This window comes from Stenotrophomonas rhizophila, from assembly GCF_003651185.1.
Taxonomy (GTDB): domain Bacteria; phylum Pseudomonadota; class Gammaproteobacteria; order Xanthomonadales; family Xanthomonadaceae; genus Stenotrophomonas; species Stenotrophomonas maltophilia_Z.
Genome location: NZ_RCDC01000008.1, coordinates 16,697 through 35,723, shown reverse-complemented (window position 1 = coordinate 35,723; position 19,027 = coordinate 16,697). Strand labels below are relative to the sequence as shown.

Below are 19,027 nucleotides of genomic sequence, written 5' to 3'. Positions count from 1 at the left end.
CAAGGAACCTGCCGTGAGCCAGACCGTCTACGACATCCCCGTGACCACCATCGAAGGTCAGCCGACCTCGCTGGCCGACTACCGCGGCAAGGTGCTGCTGGTCGTCAACGTCGCCTCCAAGTGTGGCCTGACCCCGCAGTACGAAGGCCTGCAGGCGCTGTACGCCGACAAGCAGGCCGCCGGCCTGGAAGTGCTGGGCTTCCCGGCCAACAACTTCCTGGCCCAGGAGCCGGGCAGCGAAGCGGATATCCAGCAGTTCTGCCAGCTGGAATACAACGTCAGCTTCCCGATGTTCGCCAAGATCAGCGTCGCCGGTGAGGACACCCATCCGCTGTACCAGCAGCTGACCGCCGCGCAGCCGGCCGCCACCGGCGAAGGCCCGATGCGCGAGAAGCTGCAGGGCGCCGTGGCCAAGTATCCGGAGCTGGTAGTCAACGCCGCCCCGGGCGTGCTGTGGAACTTCGAGAAGTTCCTGGTCGGCCGCGATGGTCAGGTCATCGCGCGCTTCGCCCCGGACGTGCCGGCCGATGACGCACGCCTGGTCGCGGCGATCGACGCGGCGCTGGCGGCCTGATCGGCGGACCCGGAAACACAAAAAAGCCCCGCTTCGGCGGGGCTTTTTCGTGGGGGTTCAGTTGCCCCAGTTCGGCATCGGCATCGCATCGACCGGAATCGGTGCGGTGTCGTCGGCGTCCTTGCCGCGCGCGTGCTTGCCACGCAGGTCGTTCTCGATCTGGTAGTTGCGACGTTGCAGCCACGCATCGCGGGTGAGGGCGTACTCGTCCACGGCGTTGTCGCGGATGTCATCCAGCGCCATCAACTGCGATCGCATGTCCACCAGCTGCAGACCCTGAAGACCGATACGAATCTTGTCTTCTTCAATGGTACGGATCGGCGAGAGCGGAATGTCGCCCGCCAGGCCGAACACGTCGCGCACGGTACGCGGGCCGAAGAACGGCAGCTCCACATAGCGCGAGCCGCGCCAGCCCCAGGCACCCAGGGTCTGGCCGAAGTCCTCGCTGCGTCGCGGCACCATCGCCTTGCTGGCCGGATCGAACAAGCCACCCACGCCCAGCGTGGAGTTCATCAGGAACCGCCCCAGACTGTCCCACGCATCGCCAGGGCGACCCTGCAGCACCTGGTTGGTGATGGTCACCGGTGCCCGCAGATTGCTGAAGAAGTTGGTCACGCCGGTACGGGCGAAACGTGGCACCACACGCGTGTACGCAGTGGCAAGCGGTCGTGCCACGGCGCGGTCGACCACGTTGTTGAAACTGTGCACCTTGCGGTTGAAGGGTTCCCAGGGATCGTAGGCCGTACTGCCGCCTTCACTGCCCTCCGCGGTCGGGGCCGGGCCACCATACAGCGCGGCAAAATCGTCCTCGGCATTGGTCGGTGCGGTGCCGCCACTGACTGGCGCGGTGGCCGGGTCGGTGCCGGCCTGAGCAGCGGGGGGCGTCGTGTCGGCGACGATATCGGCCGGTACGGCATCGACGTCGGCCGTCGCGGTCGTCGGTGCCGTCACGGGGGCGACCTCGACGCTGACCGGTGCGCTGTCGCGTGCGGGTTTGCCGGCACAGGCGCTCAAGGCCAGCGCCAGCACGAGGAGGGGGAGGGTGCGTATGACGTTCATGTCAGCTCGCCGCAGAAAGGGCATGGAAATCCAGGGTGGGTGCCAACCGGTAGGCGGCACTGAGGTCGGTGAAACCGTCCGGGCTGCCGACGATCGTCGGTGGGGTCCCGTCTGCACGCAGGCGTGCGGCCAGCTCGGCCAGCAGCGCCAGACCGGCGCTGTCGAGCCGGCTCACCGCCGCCAGATCCACCTGCTGCACGCCGTCCAGCGCGGTCAGCGAGGGCCACAGAGCCGTCACCGCCGCGCGGTCGAGCTCCCCGCTGAACACCAGCGAGGTGCCGTTGCGTTGCACGCTGGCGCTGTTACTTGCCACGCGGGGCCTGCCCGGCCTGCATGCTGCCGTTGCGCAGTTCGGTGGCGACCTGCTGGATCGACTTCTGGCGCAGCGGGGCGTCGAACTGGGTCTTGAAGGTCTGCACGTAGGAGATGCCTTCGATCATCACATCGAAGATCTTCCACTGGCCGTTGACGTTGCGCATCAGGTAGTCGACCGGGGTCGGCTCGCTGCCGGCGCGGATCAGCTCGGTGGACACGCGCACGCCACGGTTGCCCGGCAGCGGCGACTCGGTCTTCAGGCGGAAGGTCGGCTTGCCCTGGATCTCGAGCAGGGCCGAGCCGTAGCGCTGCATCAGGTTGTCGGCCATCGCATCGGCGAACAGCTTGACGTCGGCATCGGAGGCGCCGCGGCCGTGCACGCCCAGCACGAGGCGGGCGGCGTAGTCACGGTCGAAGGTCTTGTTGAGCTCGCTGTTGATGAAGTCACGCAGCACGGCCGGGTTGGCCCGGAACTCGGTGCGGCGCTGCTGCAGCGAGGTCAGGATGCGGGTGCTGGCGTCCATCACGGCCTTGCTGGCCTGGCCCTGCTGGGCGGCAGCGGCCGCCGGGGCGGCCTGGGCGAAGGAGAGAGAGGGCGTGGCGGCGAGCAGGGCCGAGGCCAGCAGTGCCGGGATCAGGGTCTTTTTCATGGTTGCGGTTCCGTTGCAGGCGCGGGCGCGCCGTTGCCATCGTGGGAGTCAGCGCCACCGGTGTTGGCCGGACCGCTGAACATGTACTTGCCGACCAGCTGCAGCAGGTCCACCGCCGGCTGGGTGAAGACGATCTCGTCGCCGGACTTGAGTACGTCCGGATCTCCGCCCGGCTGCAGTCCGATATAGCTCTCGCCGAGCAAACCGCTGGTGAAGATGCCGGCCGAGGTGTCGGCGGGCAGATCCTTGAACTTGCCGTCGAGCTTGAGGGTCACGATCGAGTCGAACTTCTGGGGATCCAGTTCGATGCCCGAGACCTGGCCGATGGTGACGCCGCCGATCTTGACCGGGGCCTGCTTGCGCAGCTGGCCGATCTGGGTGAAGCGCGCCTTGAGTTCGTAGCCGCTGCCACCGGTGCCCCACCGTTGATTGGTGGAGGCCACGGCCAGCACCAGCAGCGAGGCCAGCGCCAGCAGCAGGAACGCGCCGACGGAAAATTCGAGTCTGGGACCGCGGATGGCCATGGGATATCTCACTGTTCTTTGTCAGGTGCCTGGACAGGTGTCCGGGCGGGAAGTCTTTGCGTACCGACCCACGGTCGGTACCTACTGGAACATCATGGCGGACAGCACGAAGTTGAAGACCAGCACCAGCAGCGAGGCGTTGACCACCGCACGCGTGGTGGCGACCGAGGTGCCTTCGATGGTGGGTTCGGCATGGAAACCGACATAGGAGGCCACCAGGGCTGCCGTGCCGCCGAAGATCGCCGACTTCAGCATCGCCATGCCGAAGTCGTCCCAGAAGTCCACGCTGTTGCTCAGCGCCGACCAGAACACGCCATTGTCCAGGCCGAGCACGTGCACGGCCTCGAAGTAGCTGGCACTGATCGCCAGTGAACAGAAGATGCCGGTCAGCAGCGGCACGGTCAGTACCGCCGCCCAGAAGCGCGGGGCAACGACCTTGGCGACCGGGTCGATCGCCATCAGCTCCAGGGCCTTGATCTGGTCGGTGGCCCGCATCAGGCCCAGCTCGGCGGCGATCGAGCTGCCGGCGCGGCCGATGAACAGCAGCGCGGTGAGCACCGGGGCCAGTTCGCGGTACAGCGACAGGCCGAGCAGCGTGGACAAGGCATCGGCGGCACCGAAGGTGGTCAGCGTGCGGTAGCCCTGCAGGGTCAGCACCAGGCCCACGAAGGCACCGCCCACGGCGATGATCGGCAGCGAACGTGCACCGATCTTGTAGATCTCGCGGGTCAGCTCGGCCAGGAAATCGGCGGTCGGCAGCGAGCCGCGCAGCACCGTCAGCGAGAACAGGCCGGCGCGACCGAGCGAGCGGGTGGCGTCAACGAACGGCATCAGGCAACCCTCGCACGCGGTGCGGCATCAAACGGGATCGGGCCGTCCGGCTCACCATGCAGGAACTGCCGCAGCAGCGGGTCCTGGCTGGATTCGAGCGCGGCCGGGCTGCCCTGGAACACGATGCCGCCGTTGGCGATCGCGATCACCTGGTCGCAGATCGGCAGGGTCTCGTGCACGTGGTGGCTGACGATGATGCTGGTCAGCCCCAGGCTGTGGTTGAGGCGCTGGATCAGGCTCATGATCACGCCCGAGGCGATCGGATCCAGCCCGGTCAGCGGCTCGTCGTAGATCATCAGCGGCGGGTCCAGTGCCAGCGCGCGGGCCAGGGCCACACGGCGCGCCATGCCGCCGGACAGCTCGCGCGGCCAGGCATCGGCAGCGGCCAGCAGGCCGACCGCGTGCAGCTTCATCTGCACCAGGCGGCGCAATACGGGCTTGGGCAGGCGGGTGTGGGTGCGCAGCGGCAGCGCCACGTTCTCGGCCACGGTCAGGTCGGTCAGCAGGCCGTTGCCCTGCAGCAGCACGCCCACGCTCTTGCGCATCTCCAACAGCGCGCGTGCGCCGGTCGGGATGGGCTGGCCGAACAGGGTGACCTCGCCGGCAACCGGCCGCAGCTCACCGGTCAACGCGGCCAGCAGGGTGGACTTGCCACTGCCCGACGGGCCGAGCACGGCCGTGATGCTGCCGCGCGGAACGGTCAGCGAAACGTCGCGCAGGATCGTACGTCCGCCGCGGTCTATGCGGACGTTGGACAACTGCACCAGACTCTCTTCGGAAACCGTCATGAGCGCCATTAACAAAATTCCAACGTTGTAAGATCGTGGTGAACGGCTGAACATAACCGAACTGCACCGTGCAGTATTGTCGCACGGGCAGGTGAGGGCAGCGCCCCGGCAACCAGGCCGTGGGCTGCAACACAGCGTGTCGGGCCGGTATCGGCCACGGGCTTTTCCGCGTCCGGACACCGGCCAGCGCTGCGTTCGTGCGCGGGCTGCGGCACACTCCTGCGATGACCGACGCCGCTTCAGACTTCCGCCTGTACCACTCCAACTCGCTCGATGTGCTGGCCGCCCTGCTGGCCACGACGCTGCGCACGCCCGTGCCGGGCCAATCGATCCTGGTGCCGGAGGTGGTCCTGATCCCGCAGGTCGCGATGCGCCGCTGGCTGCAATCGACCCTGGCGGCCGAGTATGGCATTGCCGCCAACCTGAAGTTCCTCACCCCCGGTGAGCTGGTCGCCCGCGCCCTCAACGCCAACGTGCCCGGCGAACATGACGATCTCAATGCCGAGGGCCTGCGCTGGAGGCTGTACGCCGCGCTGCGTGACCCGGTGCTGATGGCGCAGCCGCCGATGGCGGCCCTGCAGGCGTATCTGTCCGCGGCCGATCCGCTCAAGCCGTGGGCGCTGGCCGCCGAGCTGGCCTCGGTGTTCGAGAAGTACCAGGCCTGGCGCCGCGATTGGCTGCTGCGTTGGGAGGCCGGCGCGGCACCGAACGACCCGCAGGCGATCCTGTGGCGGCATATCGCCAGCGGCAAGCAGTACCGTGCGCGCCGCATCGATGCCTATCTCGCCCGTTTCGAGGGCGCTGGCCAACCGCTGCCGCAGGGCCTGCCGGCGCGGGTGTTCGCCTTCGCCACGCTCAACATCTCCCCGGACGTGCTGCGGGTGATGGCCACCCAGGCCCGGGTCGGCACGATGCACTTCTATCTGCCCACACCGACCCAGGCCTACTGGGGCGATCTGCAGACCCTGGGCGAGAAGCTGCGCAGCGGCGCGCCCGATCCGTTCGGCGAGGCGGCCGGCGAGAACCGCCTGCTGCAGGCCTGGGGCGCGGCGGGCCGCGACTTCATGGCGGTGCTGGGCAGCTACGAGGTCGTGCACCCCTCCGGTGAGATCGCCGCCTACGATGATCCCGAAGAGGACGCGCGCCCGGACATGGACGCCGGCGGCCTGTCCGACAGCCTGCTGCATCGCCTGCAGCGCGACCTGTTCCACCGCCGCGGGCAGCCCGCCGGGCCTCTGCGCGAGGCGCTGCGCTACGACGACCCCAGCCTGCAGGTGCATGCCTGCCATACCCGCCTGCGCGAACTGCAGGTGCTGCACGACCAGCTGCGCGGCCTGCTCCAGGACCCGCGCTTCGATCCGCCGCTGCAGGCGCGCGAGATCGCGGTGCTGGCGCCGGACATCGATCCCTACGTGCCCTACCTGGAAGCGGTGTTCGGCGGGCGCGGCGGCGGCGATGACCACATTCCCTATGCGCTGGCCGACACCAGCCCGCTGGCGGGTGAGCCACTGGCCGATGTGTTCGTGCACCTGCTCGGGTTGCCGGTCTCGCGCTTCGGCTTGAACGAAGTGCTGGATCTGCTCGCCAGCGCGCCGCTGGCCGAAGCGGCCGGTCTGGATGCGGCGGCGTTCGACCGCCTGCACGACTGGCTGCAGGCCGCCGGCGCGCGCTGGGGGCTGGATGCGACCCATCGCGGCCAGCACCAGGCCCCGGCCGATGATGCCTTCACCTGGCAGTTCGCACTCGATCGCCTGCTGCTCGGCCATGCCAGCGGCAGCGACGGCGATATCGCCGGGGTCGCGCCGTGGCCGGAGCTGGAAGGCAGCGCGCTGGATGCGCTGGACCGCCTGCTCGGCCTGCTGCGGGTGCTGGCGCGGTACCAGAAGGCGTTGGGAGAGGCGATGTCGCCTGGCCAGTGGCGGCAGCGTCTGCTGGCGCTGCTCGATGCGCTGCTGCCGGAGCCCCCGCAGGCCGCCAACAGCCAGCGCGCGCTGGAGCGGCTGCGCAAACTGATCAACGAGTTCGCCCGTGACGCTGACACCGCCGGCTTCGAGGGCGACGTGCCGCCGGAGGTGCTGCGCGCGCATTTCGCCGGCGTGCTTGCGCAGGCCGATACGCGTGCGCCGCTGCTGACCGGCGGCGTCAGCTTCGGGCGGATGGTGCCGATGCGCCTGCTGCCGTTCCGGGTGATCTGCGTGCTCGGGCTGAACGATGGCGATTTCCCGCGCCGCGACCCGGCTGCGGGGCTCAACCAGCTCACCGCCGAACTGGGCACCGACAAGCGCCGGCATGGCGACCGCTCGCTGCGCGAGGACGACCGCTTCCTGTTCCTGCAGCTGTTCGCCTCGGCGCAGGACGTGTTCTACCTGAGCTACCTGGGCGCCGATCCGCGCGATGGCAGCGTGCGCGAGCCGTCGGTGCTGGTCAGCGAGCTGATCGATGCCGCCGCCGAGTACCACCTGGAGCCGCCCGCGGCCGCCAAGCGGATGACCGTGCGGCACTCGCTGCAGCCGTTCGCACCGGCGGCGTTCGGGGGCGGTGAGGAACCGCGACGTTTCAGCTACCGCCAGCAATGGCACCCGGCCGCCGGCTCGCTTGGCGGCACACGGCGTGCGCTGGCGCCCTGGTTCGCACGGCCACTGCCACCGATGGAGAGCGTGGTGGGCGAGGCGGAACTGAGCGTGGATGCGCTGCGTCGCTTCCTCACCGATCCGGCCAGCCAGTTCCTCTCGCAACGGCTCGGCCTGCGCCTGCCCGACGACGTGGACAACGCCGAGGATGTGGAGCCGTTGGTGATGGCGGCGCGCGGTGGCGATACCGTACTGCTGCAGCAGGCGGTGATCGAGGCCACCCTCGACGAGGATGCCGCGCCGCTGTACCCCCGGCTGCGCGCGCGTGCGCTGCTGCCCTCCGGTGCACTGGGGGAGCGTCAGTTCGCCCTGCTGCAGGCGCAGACCGAACCCTACGCACAGGCGCTGGCGCAGTGGCAGGCCGGTACCGCGGCCGGCAGCCGCCGCTACGAAGTGGATATCGACGGGGTGCGTCTGCACGGCCGCGTCGATGGCCTGCATCCGCATGGCCTGGTGCGCCTGCGCCCGGGCCCGCTCAATGGCCGTGCCGCGATCCGCCAGGGCCTGGACTGGCTGCTCGCCAACGCCGCCGGCGACCCACAGCCGCTGGTCCAGTTCCACGACGCGGGCGATGACGGGCTGGGCCCGCACACGCTGCCGCCGCTGGAGGCCGAACGGGCGCACGAGGTGCTGCGGCGCCTGCTGCAGCTGCGCAGCGAAGGGCTGCGCGCGCCGCTGTTGTACGGCCCGTCCACCGGCTGGGTGCTGTACACCGCCGCCGCGGCCAAGCGCGAAGCCGAGGGCCGCGCCAAGTGGCATGGCAGCGACCGCACCTGGGGCGAATCCACCGGCGCCGGCTACCAGCTCGCGCTGCGTGGCCATGATCCGTTCGCCAGCGCGGACAGCTACCGACAATTGCTGCACAACAGCTTCGTGGTGTTCACCGCGGTGCGCGAAGGCCGTGTGTTCCCGGGCTTTGACGAGGAAGGAGCCCTGCGATGATCGACCACGACCTGCTCAACGATCCCTATCTGGCGCTGCCGCTGGAGGGCGTGCGCCTGATCGAGGCCAGCGCCGGTACCGGGAAGACCTTCACCCTGGCCACGCTGTTCACCCGGCTGGTGGTGGAGAAGGGCTGGCGCATCGGCCAGATCCTGGCGGTCACCTTCACCGATGCCGCGACGCAGGAACTGCGCAAGCGCATCCGCGAGCGCCTTGCCTTGGCCGCACAGCTGGTCGAGCGCGCGCCGAGCGAGCAGGACAGCCCGGAGGTCGTCCTGACCCAGGTGATCCTCCACCGCCAGCTCGCCCTCGGCGAAGAAACGCCGGCCGCGCTGGCGCGCCGGCTGCAGACCGCCGCCGATGAAATCGATCTCGCCTCGATCTTCACCATCCATGGCTTCTGCACCCGCGTGCTGCGTGAGCATGCCTTGGAGAGCGGACACACCTTCGATCCGCCGACCCTGCTGCCGAGCGAACGCGCGCTGCACGAGGAACTCGCCGCCGACCTGTGGCGCGTGCATGCCAACGACGCGGCCACGGTCGATGCGCTGACCTGGCTGTGGTCCTCGCCCGAGGCGCTGGCCGGCGATCTCACCACGCTGATCAAGCCGTTGCCGTTGCTCCCAGCGCGGCCGACCCACACCTTCGACGACCCCGCGCCGCAGCTGCGGCTCGCCGCGGCCGCGTTGGCCGAGGCGATCGAGAGCCACGGCGAAGACGCGCAGGCACAGATCGCCGCCGCCTTCGATCGTAAGGTCTTCGACGGTCGCCGTGCCAAACGGCCCAGCTTCGACAAAGCCTTCGGCGAGCTGTTCGCCGGCCGCAGCGCACAGCACTGGCCGCGCGGTGACAAGAGCCACCTCGGCAAGCTGCTGCCGGTGCAGCTGCTGGCCTTCTGCAAGGACGGCATGGACGGCCAGTGCCCGGTCTCGCCGCTGTTCGATGCACTGCAACGCTGGTGGCACGCCGCCGACGCGCGCGAGCAGTGGCTGCGCCAGCAGGCCACCGCGTTCCTGCATGACCTGCGCGATGAAGCGCGTGCGCGCCTGGCCGAGCTCAAGCGGATCGGACGCGTGCAGACCTACGATGACCTGATCGACGGTGTCGCCGATGCACTCGACGGCCCGCACCGCGCCACCCTGGTGCAGCAGCTGCGCGCGCAGTACGCGATCGCGCTGGTGGACGAGTTCCAGGATACCGACGACCGCCAGTGGGGCATCTTCCAGCGCGTGTTCGGCGAGTCGGAGGAGACTCGCGAGGCCGGCCTGGCACCGGCATTGTTCCTGATCGGCGATCCCAAGCAGGCGATCTACGGTTTCCGCGGCGGCGATATCCACACCTACCTCAAGGCCAAGCGGCAGGCCGATGCCGCGCCCGCGCTGGACCGCAACTTCCGCTCGCGTCCGGCGGTGCTGCACGCGATCGAAGCGCTGTACGCCAATGCCGGCGAACGCGCCTTCCTCGAAGCCGACATCGCGTTCGAGCCGGTGCACCCCGGCAGCACCCGCGTGGATGCGGATTTCCTGCGCGACGGGATTCCCGCACCCGGCCTGACCGTGCGCGTGCTGCACAACACCGAGGCCGGCGATCTCAAGGCCGATCCCTCGCGCCAGCAGGCCAGCGACGCCTGCGTGGCCGCGATCCACCAGATCCTCAGTGAGGCCCGGCAAGGGCGCGCGCTGCTGCGCGACGTGCCGGTACAACCCGGCGACATCGCGGTCCTGGTGCGCTCGCACAAGGAGGCCACGCGCATCCAGCAGGCGCTCGGTGCGGTGGGTATTCCCGCCGTCGCCGCGGGCAAGCAGAGCCTGTACGCCACACCCGAAGCGCACGACCTGCGCCTGCTGTTGCTGGCCCTGCTGCAACCGGCCGATGAAGGACGGCTGCGCGCGGCGCTGTCGACCGTGTTGCTTGGCGAAGATGCCGAGGCGATCGATGCGCTGGAGCGTGAAGGGGATGCACAACGCTCGTTCCAGGTGCGGCTGCTGGAATGGCGTGAGCGCTGGCAGCGCGGCGGCCCGTTCGCGGTGATCGCCGATCTGTGTGCCGAGCACGCCGAGCGCCTGCTCGGCCTGCTCGATGGCGAGCGCCGCTTGACCAACTACCTGCAGCTGGGCGAACTGCTGCAGCAGGCGGCCGGGCAGACGCTGGGCATGCACGGCCTGCTCGACTGGCTGCAGGTGCAGATGGCGCACGCCGACCAGAACGACGAACAGCAGCTGCTGCGCCTGGAATCGGATGCGCGCCGCGTGCAGATCATCACCCTGCACAAGAGCAAAGGCCTGGAGTATCCGCTGGTGTTCCTGCCGTTCGTGGGCATCGGGGGTGGCGCGCCGAACACCGAGGCCAACTGCACGGTGTACGCCAACGGCCGCCGCGAACTGCACTGGAAGCTGGACAAAGATGACAGCTGGAGCGCGGCCAGCACGCGCAGCGCGCAGGAACAGGAGGCCGAAGACGCGCGCCTGCTCTACGTCGGGTTGACCCGCGCCGAGCACGCGCTGTGGATCGCCGCGGGTGATCTGGCCGGCCTGGCGAAGACCCGCCTGGCACCGATGCTGTCCAACATGGCCGCCCTGCGTGACCACCCGGACATCGCCGTGATCGAAGGCCCGGTGGAGACCCGGCCGGCACAGCTCGCCTTCGAACGCGAGGGCGAACTGCCGCCGGTACGCGCGCTCACCCGCCGCGTGCCGCACGATTGGTGGGTGTACAGCTTCACCCAGCTGGCGCATGCCGACGCCGGCCACGACACCGATGCCGCCGCGACCGAAGTGCCGGCCCCCGCGGCCGACGAACCGGCCGGCGTGGACCTCACCCTGGACGCCGAGCAACCGGCCGTGGCCAGCGACGAAGTCGACCCGCGTTTCATGGGCAGCCGCTTTGGCAATGTGCTGCACGATGCGCTGGAGAACACCGATTTCGCGCTGTGGGGCGGCTGGCAGGCCGGGCAGCCGGCACCCGGCGAGGAAGCCGAGGTCCTGCGTGCTTCGCTGCGCGCCGAAGGCTATGCCGAGGAAGATCTGGACGATGGCGTGGCCATGTTGACCGCGCTGGTCGGCCAGACCCTGACCGTGCCCCTGCCGGAAGGCGGCGCACTGCACGACCTGCCGGCCGATGCACGCCGTGCCGAGATCGAGTTCCACTTCGCGATGCAGCCGACCGCCGTTCCAGCGCTGCTGAGCCTGCTGCACGCGCACGGACTGGTGCGTGACCGCCATGGCTTCGGCACCCGCCGGCGGCTGGAGGGCCTGATGACCGGCAAGATCGACCTCACCTACGTGCGCGCGGACCGCTGGTACGTGCTTGATTACAAATCCAATCGCCTGCCCGGCTACGACGCAGCCCGGCTGGCCAGCGCCATGCAACACAGCGAGTACGACCTGCAGGCGCTGATCTACACCGTGGCACTGCATCGCTGGCTGCGCTTCCGGCTGGGCGCGCAGTACGACTACACCCGTGACATGGGCGGCATCCGCTATCTGTTCTGCCGCGGCCTGGATGCAGGCCGCGACGACAGCGCCGGCCTGTACGCGCATCGCTTCGATCCTGCTCTGGTGGATGCACTGGATGCGCTGTTCGCCGGTGGCGAACACGCCCAGGCCCGCATGGCCGCCCGCGCACGGGGGGACGCATGAACCTGCTCACCACGCTGTACCGCGGCAACGCGCTGCGCACACTCGATCACGCGCTGGCGCAGAGCCTGCGCAGACTGCGCCCGGACACGCCCGAGGCGGTGCTGCTCGGTGCTGCACTGGCGTCGCTGGCGGTTTCGGACGGGCACGCCGGTCTGGATCCGACCCAGCCGCAGCGCTTGATCGAGGCCGATGTCGACTGGCCCGCGCCCGAGGGTTGGCTGGCGCAGCTGCGCGCCTCGCCGTGGGTGGAGGTGCCGCACGCAGATGACGTGGTCGCCGGCGATGCACCGCTGGTGCTGGAAAACGGGCTGCTCTATCTGCGCCGCTACCGCGAATACGAGCGTCGGCTTGCGCAGGGCCTGCAGCGGATCGCCGCGCATCCGCTGCCCGCGGCCGATCCCGGTACCTTGGCCACGCTGTTCGGCCAGCTGTTCCCGCAGGCCCGCGACGGGATCGATCATCAGGCCCGTGCGGCGGCCGTCGCCCTGTGCCATCCGCTGGTGCTGGTGACCGGCGGCCCCGGCACCGGCAAGACCACCACCATCGCGCGGCTGCTGGTACTGCTGGCCGCACAGGCGGTGCAGGCGGACCAGGCATTGCCACGGGTCGCGCTGGCCGCGCCGACCGGCCGTGCCGCCGAACGCATGGCCGAGAGCCTGCGCCTGGCCGTGCAGCGGCTGCGGCTGGTCGGCATCGCGCCGGCCCTGTGTGATGCGATGCCGAGCACCGGCACCACCCTGCATCGCCTGCTCGGGGTGATCCCCGACTCGCCGCGCTTCCGCCATCACGCCGACAACCCGCTGCCGTATGACGTGGTGGTGGTGGACGAGGCCTCGATGATCGATCTGCCGTTGATGACCAAGCTGGTCGAGGCGGTCGCCGATGGCAGCCGGCTGGTGCTGCTCGGCGATCCGGACCAGCTGCCCTCGGTGGAAGCCGGCGATGTGCTCAGTGCGATCCTGCGCGCCAGTGGCGATGGCCTGGGCACCCAGGCCGACGACGCGCAGGCATTACGCGCGCTGCTCGCGCCCGAGGCGCTGCAACCGCTGGCACCGCCACGCCGGTTCGCCGGCCGGCGCGTGCAGCTGCAGCGCGGCTACCGGCAGACCGACGCGCTCGATCTGGCGCCGCTGGCGCATGCGGTGCGCGAGGGCAACAGTGCCACCGCACTTGCCCTGCTACGCGTGGGCACGCTGGCCGGTGTGCACTTCCACGAGGACCAGAGCGACCCGCTGCAGCATCATCGCGAGCACCTGCTCGGGCATTGGCGTGGCCTCGGCGAAGCCGCCGATCCCGGTCAGGCGCTGGCCAATGCCGGCCGCATCCGCCTGCTCACCGCCGTGCGCGAAGGCCCACAGGGTGCACGCGGGCTCAACGCGCGCATCGAAGCACTGCTGGCCGGTGTGCCACGGCCGGGCATGGCGCCGGGCTATTTCCACGGTCGGCTGCTGCTGATCACTGAAAACAGCTACCGGCACCGCCTGTTCAACGGCGACATCGGCATCTGCCTGATTGACCGGCACGGCAGCGTGACCGCGTGGTTCCCCGGCGAGACGCCGGACCAGCCGCGCGGTTTCCACCCGGGTGCGTTGCCCGCACATGAGAGTGCGTTCGCGATGACCGTGCACAAGGCGCAGGGTTCGGAGTTCGATGAGGTCTGGCTGCAGCTGCCGCGGCGCGACAACCGCGTGCTGTCGCGCGAGCTGATCTACACGGGTATGACCCGTGCGCGGCAGTCGCTGCACGTGCTCGGCAGTGCGGAAGTGTTGGAGGCCGCGCTGGCGCGGCATGCCAGCCGTTTGTCGGGCCTGGCGGCACGCCTGCAAGGCGGCCAGGGGGGCGCAGTGGCCGACGCCGTCGTGACGGCGCCGGCCCAGGGGCAGTTGTTCTAGCCCCCGTTGCCGGTCTTACTCCGGAATCACCACGGTGCCATCGGGGAACACGATGGCGCCGTCACCGCTGACATCGAAGAAGCCCAACTGGTGGGTGTTGGCCAGCACCTGCACCAGGCCGTGCGCGTTCTCGGCCACCTCGTCATCGAACGAGGCATAGACCACGTGCTGGCCGATGCTGTAGTCGGTCACTTCCGGGCGGTCATCTTCCTCATCGGACAGCGGGCCGTCCATCGGCGGGTAATGCTCGGCGAGCGCAGCGAAGAACGCCTGAAGCGCCGGCACCGACACCTTGGGGTCGTCGTAGTCGTGCGTCTCGTTCCATTCGGTCTGCGCGTCGTACCACTGCAGGAAGGCCTCGGCCTCGCGCGGGGCGACGGCGGGGTCGAACACCATCAGGTCGTAACTCATCGGAAATCACCTTGATCCATGCGCAAATGCATGCGTCAGGATAGCTCTGATCGGTGTGGGCCGGCCGGTCTGCGGCCAAGCCGGTTCAGCGCGGCGCGGGCAGGCCGGGTGCCGCTGCGGGGGTCTCGGCAGGGGTATCGACCACCGGCGCGTCGGGGAACAGGGCATAGCGCAGCCCGATCAGGCCCATCAGCGCCTCATCGCGGGCCTTGCCGGCCGCCACGGTCTGCACGCGCTTGAGCGAAGCCTCCAGCCGGGCCTGCAGCCCGGTGGGGGCGGGCACCGGCCGGCGCTGCGCGGCCTGGGCGCGGTAATGGCGGGCGATGTCGTCCAGGATCGCGTCGATCGCGGCCACGCTGGCCGGCGGCAGGCCGTGCCGTGAGCGGCGCAGCTGCAGGATGTTCAGGCCGATCCGCGCTTCGGTGAGCATGTCCACCGAGGCGATATCGCTGCCTTCCGGCGTCGCCGCCAGCCGCGGTGCCAGCAGGCCGAGCAGATCGAGCATGCGCGCGGCGAACTGCTGGCGGTCCTGCTGGCCGCGGCCCTCGGCCGCATCGGCCAGCGTGTTCCAGCCCTGGCGTACGAGCCGGCGTGCGGTCCACTCGGCACCCACCGAGCGGAACAGCCGCGTCATCACCACCGCAAAGCCGATCCCGATGAACATCGCCACGGCAGAATTGATGAAGCTCTGGATGTTGGCGCTGTAGGTGTTCTGCACGTTCAACAGCGCGACCAGATTCACCGTGAGCGGCAGACCGATCAATGCGGTCTTGGGCCGATGCAGCAGCAGGCCCAGCGGCAGGAAGATCACCGCCAGCACCAGCACCAGGCTGCCGAAGTCGTGCACGGCCGGGAAGATCCCGAACAGGTACACGCCGGCCACCAGGCTGGCCACGATCGCCCAGAGCAGGAAGGACAGCATGCTTGGCGCCGGATCATCCTGCGCGGCGAAGAATGCGGCAGCCACCGCGGCCATCATCGCGCCGTTGCCGCCGCCCTCCCAGCCGAGCCCGATCCACAGCACGCAGTACGTCATCAGGGCGACGCCGGCACTGGCGGCCGAGAACAGCGCCATGCCGTAGTCCACGTGGCGCACGTGGTCCACGCGCTGGGTGCGCACGCGGTAGTGCGCGGTATCGCTCGGCGCGGTGCCGGCATCGATGGCGGCGTGCAGGGTGGTGCAGTCCTGCCAGAGGTCCACCAGTTCTTCCAGGCGCAGCAGCAGGGTCACCAGCAGCAGGTGATCCAGCTCGCCGTCCACCGCCGGCTTGAGCGCGACGATGCGGGCGCGCAGTGTGGCGTACGTGCTGGCGCTGGAGCGGCCGGGCTGCTCCAGCCACTGCGCCAGATCGGCGATCAGCGTCTCCAGCCCAGGCGGCAGCGCACGGCCACCCGCGCGCAGCGCCCCCAGCCGGTCGGCGATCGAGGAGAGCACCGGCAACATCAGCAGCATGCGCTCGCGCAGTCGCTCCATCGAGACCGCCGCACCGGCATGGCGCGGGTCGTCGCGACGCATGAATTCGATCAGCGCCTCGAACTGGACCAGATCGGCGGCCAGCCGGTTGCGCGGGCCATGCGCGTGGCCGCGCGTCAGGATCTGCCGGCACCAGTCGGCGGCATCGCCCATCCAGTTGCCGATCCGCGCGCGCAGCATCGGCCGCACCGAGGCGGGGAAGAACAGTGAGGCAAACAGCACCGCCACCACCGTGCCGAGGATGATCTCCTCGCTGCGCGCCACTACGGTGTCGAAGATGGTGTCCGGCGAGGTCACCGCCGGGAAGCCGATGAAGGCGGTGGTGTACCCGGCCAGCAGGAACGCGTAGCCGCGCGGGCCACGGTTGAGCAGGGCGATGAACAGACACCCCGACAGCCACAGCGACATCGCCGCGCTCAGCAGCAGCGGCGTTTCCACCAGGTGCGGCAGCATCCACAGTGTCGCCGCACCGGCGATCAGCGTGCCGAGGATGCGGTAGGCGCCCTTGGCACGGGTCGGGCCCAGCATCGGCTGGGTCACGATGTAGACCGTGGCCATCGCCCAGTACGGCCGCGAAAGATTGCCGGCCAGGCCGATGTACAGCGCCGCGATCGCCGCCAGGAAGGTTTTGACCGAGAACAACCAGGCCTGTCTGTCCAGCAGCAGCATGGCTTACCTCGCGGCCGTGCCGGTGGCGACGGCGTCGGCATTCCAGCCGCCGCCGAGCACCAGGAACAGCTGGATCTGGTCGCGCGAGACCTGCGCCTGCGCGTCCGCCAGGGTCGCATCGGCGCTGGCCAGGCTGCGGTCGGCATCCAGGCTGGCCAGGTAGGGCGTGCGCCCGCCCTGATAGAGGCGGCGGTTCTGGCTGGCAGCCAGATCGGCCTGCTGCTGTGCCTGCTGCAGGAACTGCAGCCGCTGCAGATCCTGGGCATAGCGGCTCAGCGCGGTCTGGGTTTCGCGCAGGGCCTGCAGCACGCTGTGATCGAACTCGGCCAGCGCGGCATCGGCACCGGCTTCGGTGGCGTGGATGCGCGCATGCGTGCTGGAAGAGGGCAGCGTCCAGGAAATCAGCGGGCCGATCGACCATTGCTGGGTCAACGGCGTACCGAAGTCTTCCAGCAGGCCGGCCGCACCGACCGAGGCGCCCAGGCGGATGTCCGGGTAGAGCTCGGCGGTGGCCACGCCGATCCGCGCGGTGGCGGCGGCCAGCTTGCGCTCGGCCTGGCGGATGTCCGGGCGGCGTTGCAGCAGCGCGCGGCCATCGCCGATCGGCAGGGCCTGGGCCAGGGTCGGGGCCTGGCTGCAGTCGCTCACGCCCTCGGGCAGCTGGCCTGGCGTTCGGCCGAGCAGGGCGGCCAGCTGGTATTCGGAGGCCTGGCGGTGTGCACGCAACGGCGGCAGCGCGGCCTGCAGCATCGCGACCTGGGCATTGGCGCGGGCCAGCTCCGGCGGCGTACCGCGGCCGGCCGTGATCAAGCGCTGGGTGACCTCGCGGCTGCGCTGCTGCAGCTGCAGCGAGTGCTCGGCCACGTGCAGCTCATGGTTGGCGTGGCAGATGTCGGCGTAGCTGCCGGCCACCTGCGCGACCAGCGACACGCGCGCCAGGTCCATCGCGGCGGCGGTGGCCTGCTCGTCGGCATGCGCGGCCTCGGAGGCGCGCTTGAGCTTGCCGAACAGATCGAACTGATAGGACACCGCGAATTTGCCGTCGGCCAGGTTGATCGGCGGCAGTTCGTGCTCAAGCAGGAACGATTCGGCCGAGAGCTGCGCGCGGCTGACTCCGGCCTCGGCCTCGTACTCGAACCCACCCGCATCCAGCGCCTGCTCGTACACGGCGGCGGCGCGGCGCAGGTTGGCATCGGCCACCTTCAGTTCCACGTTGTCGCGCAGCGCCTGCTGCACCAGCGCGTTTAGGGTGTCGTCCTGGTACAGCTCCCACCAGCGTGCGGGCAGCGCGGCGCCAGCGGCGACCTGCGGGTTGCCGGTGTCCAGGAAGGCGGCGTTCGCCTCCGGCCGCTGGAAGGCGGACCCGGCCGGCACCGCGTAGTCCGGGCCGACGGTGCGGCACGCGGCCAGCGTGGTCAGTGCCACCCCCAGGGCGATGCGGTGAAGCGCCGGGCGGTTCACAGCGCCGTCCGTGCCGGTTGCGCTGGCGTGGCCTGCGCGGTGCCCGGCTGGATGGTGACGGTGGCGGTACGCCCTGCGATCAGGTTCACGCCGGCCGGCACGCGGTCGATATGGATGCGCACCGGGATGCGCTGGGCCAGCCGCACCCAGTCGAAGGCAGGCGTCACGTTCGGCAGCAGGCTGCTGCCTTCGCTGCGGTAACGGTCTTCGATGCCGGCGGCGATGCTCTGCACGTGGCCCTGCAGCGGCTGCGCTTCGCCCATCAGGCGGATGTCGACCTTCTGCCCGGCATGCACGCCCTGCAGGCGGGTTTCTTCGAAGTAGCCGTCCACGCGGAACGAGCCGGTATCGAGCACGGCCATCACCGGGCGCCCGGCGGTCACGTAGTCGCCCGCGCGCACGGTGCGGTCGTTGAGGTGGCCATCGCTGGGGCTGCGCACTTCGGTACGCGCCAGGTTGAGCTTGGCCAGATCGACGGCGGCCTGCGCGGTGGCCATCGAGGCCTGCGCGGCGAGCAGCTTGGCGCGGCGCACTTCGGCATCCTCGGCGGCGACCAGATCCTGCAGGCTGCGGTCGCGCGCGATCTCGCGGCGCAGCTGGTCCAGCGTAGCGCGGCGTTCGCCCAAGGCGGCCTGGGCCTGCTCCAGCGCTATCTCATAGCGTGCCCGGTCCACCACGAACAGCACCTCACCGCGCTTGACCGGCTGGTTGTCGGCCACCTTCACCGCCTCCACCAGCCCGGACACGTCCGGCGCGACCTGCACCACGTCGGCGCTGACATGCGCATCACGCGTCCACGGCTCATCCATGTAATAGGCCCACAGGTGGCGCAGCACCAGCACGGCGGCCAGTACGGCCACGGCGGTCAATACGACCGGGAATGTCTGCTTGAGGATCTTGTTCACGATTGCATCCAACGCATCAGGGAAAACAACCCGCCGAGCACGATCACGTACACGGCCAGGTTGAACAGGGCGGGGTGCCAGATGTGGCGGTAGGCGCCGGTGCGCTGCAGGACCACGCGTAACCCGCTCTTGAGCAGGTAGGCAAGCAGCATCAACCCGAGCAGGGTCGGGACGAACACACCATAGAGACTGAATTCACCGTACATCGAGGCAAAGGATTCACAGGGGAGCGGAAAGGGGATCGCCCGGCGTCGAGGGACGACA

General features: G+C 69.7%; 15 protein-coding genes. 4 read left to right on the top strand and 11 right to left on the bottom strand.

All coding sequences use genetic code 11. The features are described from left to right. Positions 1 to 13 precede the first annotated feature (13 nt). The gene (locus tag BCL79_RS18035) at positions 14 to 574 is read left to right on the top strand and encodes a glutathione peroxidase (RefSeq protein WP_121043679.1); all 561 of its coding nucleotides are present in this window, start codon (positions 14 to 16) and stop codon (positions 572 to 574) included. Positions 575 to 631: 57 nt separating this feature from the next. Here BCL79_RS18035 and BCL79_RS18030 read toward each other — a convergent pair whose 3' ends face one another. The 6 genes from BCL79_RS18030 to BCL79_RS18005 all read right to left on the bottom strand — a co-directional run bounded on the left by BCL79_RS18030 (position 632) and on the right by BCL79_RS18005 (position 4,741). Continuing rightward, positions 632 to 1,633, bottom strand: coding sequence for an MlaA family lipoprotein (locus tag BCL79_RS18030; RefSeq protein ID WP_121043676.1), 1,002 nt, complete (start codon positions 1,631 to 1,633; stop codon positions 632 to 634). Between the two features lies 1 nt (position 1,634). Further along, on the bottom strand, positions 1,635 to 1,946 hold the full coding sequence (locus tag BCL79_RS18025; protein WP_121043673.1) for an STAS domain-containing protein: 312 nt from the start codon (positions 1,944 to 1,946) through the stop codon (positions 1,635 to 1,637). Next, positions 1,936 to 2,598, bottom strand: a complete 663-nt coding sequence (locus BCL79_RS18020; RefSeq protein WP_121043669.1) for an MlaC/ttg2D family ABC transporter substrate-binding protein — start codon at positions 2,596 to 2,598, stop codon at positions 1,936 to 1,938. Before BCL79_RS18020 ends, BCL79_RS18025 begins: the two co-directional genes overlap by 11 nt. Further along, entirely contained in the window at positions 2,595 to 3,122 is a 528-nt protein-coding gene (mlaD, locus tag BCL79_RS18015; protein ID WP_019183994.1) for an outer membrane lipid asymmetry maintenance protein MlaD, read from the bottom strand. Before mlaD ends, BCL79_RS18020 begins: the two co-directional genes overlap by 4 nt. Positions 3,123 to 3,203: 81 nt before the next feature. Next, positions 3,204 to 3,953, bottom strand: a complete 750-nt coding sequence (locus tag BCL79_RS18010) for an MlaE family lipid ABC transporter permease subunit (RefSeq protein ID WP_121043666.1) — start codon at positions 3,951 to 3,953, stop codon at positions 3,204 to 3,206. Further along, entirely contained in the window at positions 3,953 to 4,741 is a 789-nt protein-coding gene (locus BCL79_RS18005) for an ABC transporter ATP-binding protein (RefSeq protein ID WP_019183992.1), read from the bottom strand. The genes BCL79_RS18010 and BCL79_RS18005 overlap by 1 nt, the downstream gene beginning before the upstream one ends. Before the next feature lie 224 nt (positions 4,742 to 4,965). Between BCL79_RS18005 and recC the strand changes: the two genes are divergently transcribed. From recC to recD, 3 genes are read left to right on the top strand one after another with little or no spacing between them, the layout of a single operon-like run. Beyond that, positions 4,966 to 8,313 carry an exodeoxyribonuclease V subunit gamma gene (gene recC / locus BCL79_RS18000; RefSeq protein ID WP_121043663.1) on the top strand — a complete coding sequence of 1,116 codons (3,348 nt, stop codon included), beginning with the start codon at positions 4,966 to 4,968 and terminating at the stop codon, positions 8,311 to 8,313. Continuing rightward, positions 8,310 to 11,951 (top strand): exodeoxyribonuclease V subunit beta, encoded by a 3,642-nt coding sequence (gene recB / locus BCL79_RS17995; protein ID WP_121043660.1) that lies wholly within the window; start codon positions 8,310 to 8,312, stop codon positions 11,949 to 11,951. The genes recC and recB overlap by 4 nt, the downstream gene beginning before the upstream one ends. Beyond that, complete coding sequence (gene recD / locus BCL79_RS17990; RefSeq protein ID WP_121043657.1) at positions 11,948 to 13,843, top strand: exodeoxyribonuclease V subunit alpha; 1,896 nt, start codon at positions 11,948 to 11,950, stop codon at positions 13,841 to 13,843. Before recB ends, recD begins: the two co-directional genes overlap by 4 nt. Before the next feature lie 15 nt (positions 13,844 to 13,858). On the opposite strand, the gene BCL79_RS17985 is transcribed toward recD, so the two are convergent. The 5 genes from BCL79_RS17985 to BCL79_RS17965 all read right to left on the bottom strand — a co-directional run bounded on the left by BCL79_RS17985 (position 13,859) and on the right by BCL79_RS17965 (position 18,969). Further along, positions 13,859 to 14,254: a hypothetical protein gene (locus tag BCL79_RS17985; RefSeq protein WP_088435243.1), complete on the bottom strand. Its 396-nt coding sequence runs from the start codon at positions 14,252 to 14,254 to the stop codon at positions 13,859 to 13,861. A gap of 85 nt (positions 14,255 to 14,339) precedes the next feature. Then, the gene (locus BCL79_RS17980) at positions 14,340 to 16,397 is read right to left on the bottom strand and encodes an FUSC family protein (protein WP_121043653.1); all 2,058 of its coding nucleotides are present in this window, start codon (positions 16,395 to 16,397) and stop codon (positions 14,340 to 14,342) included. Positions 16,398 to 16,400: 3 nt separating this feature from the next. Then, positions 16,401 to 17,858 carry an efflux transporter outer membrane subunit gene (locus BCL79_RS17975; RefSeq protein WP_121043650.1) on the bottom strand — a complete coding sequence of 486 codons (1,458 nt, stop codon included), beginning with the start codon at positions 17,856 to 17,858 and terminating at the stop codon, positions 16,401 to 16,403. Then, positions 17,855 to 18,763: an efflux RND transporter periplasmic adaptor subunit gene (locus BCL79_RS17970; RefSeq protein WP_183073823.1), complete on the bottom strand. Its 909-nt coding sequence runs from the start codon at positions 18,761 to 18,763 to the stop codon at positions 17,855 to 17,857. The genes BCL79_RS17975 and BCL79_RS17970 overlap by 4 nt, the downstream gene beginning before the upstream one ends. Beyond that, positions 18,760 to 18,969 (bottom strand): DUF1656 domain-containing protein, encoded by a 210-nt coding sequence (locus BCL79_RS17965; protein WP_019183984.1) that lies wholly within the window; start codon positions 18,967 to 18,969, stop codon positions 18,760 to 18,762. The genes BCL79_RS17970 and BCL79_RS17965 overlap by 4 nt, the downstream gene beginning before the upstream one ends. Positions 18,970 to 19,027 lie beyond the last annotated feature (58 nt).

Bases quoted from the DNA above. Each gene is read 5' to 3' on its own strand.
- recC (WP_121043663.1), top strand. From the start codon at position 4,966: ATGACCGACGCCGCTTCAGACTTCCGCCTGTACCACTCCAACTCGCTC.
- BCL79_RS18005 (WP_019183992.1), bottom strand. From the start codon at position 4,741: ATGACGGTTTCCGAAGAGAGTCTGGTGCAGTTGTCCAACGTCCGCATA.
- BCL79_RS18010 (WP_121043666.1), bottom strand. From the start codon at position 3,953: ATGCCGTTCGTTGACGCCACCCGCTCGCTCGGTCGCGCCGGCCTGTTC.
- recD (WP_121043657.1), top strand. From the start codon at position 11,948: ATGAACCTGCTCACCACGCTGTACCGCGGCAACGCGCTGCGCACACTC.
- recB (WP_121043660.1), top strand. From the start codon at position 8,310: ATGATCGACCACGACCTGCTCAACGATCCCTATCTGGCGCTGCCGCTG.
- BCL79_RS17965 (WP_019183984.1), bottom strand. From the start codon at position 18,969: ATGTACGGTGAATTCAGTCTCTATGGTGTGTTCGTCCCGACCCTGCTC.
- BCL79_RS18020 (WP_121043669.1), bottom strand. From the start codon at position 2,598: ATGAAAAAGACCCTGATCCCGGCACTGCTGGCCTCGGCCCTGCTCGCC.
- BCL79_RS18030 (WP_121043676.1), bottom strand. From the start codon at position 1,633: ATGAACGTCATACGCACCCTCCCCCTCCTCGTGCTGGCGCTGGCCTTG.
- BCL79_RS17985 (WP_088435243.1), bottom strand. From the start codon at position 14,254: ATGAGTTACGACCTGATGGTGTTCGACCCCGCCGTCGCCCCGCGCGAG.
- mlaD (WP_019183994.1), bottom strand. From the start codon at position 3,122: ATGGCCATCCGCGGTCCCAGACTCGAATTTTCCGTCGGCGCGTTCCTG.
- BCL79_RS17980 (WP_121043653.1), bottom strand. From the start codon at position 16,397: ATGCTGCTGCTGGACAGACAGGCCTGGTTGTTCTCGGTCAAAACCTTC.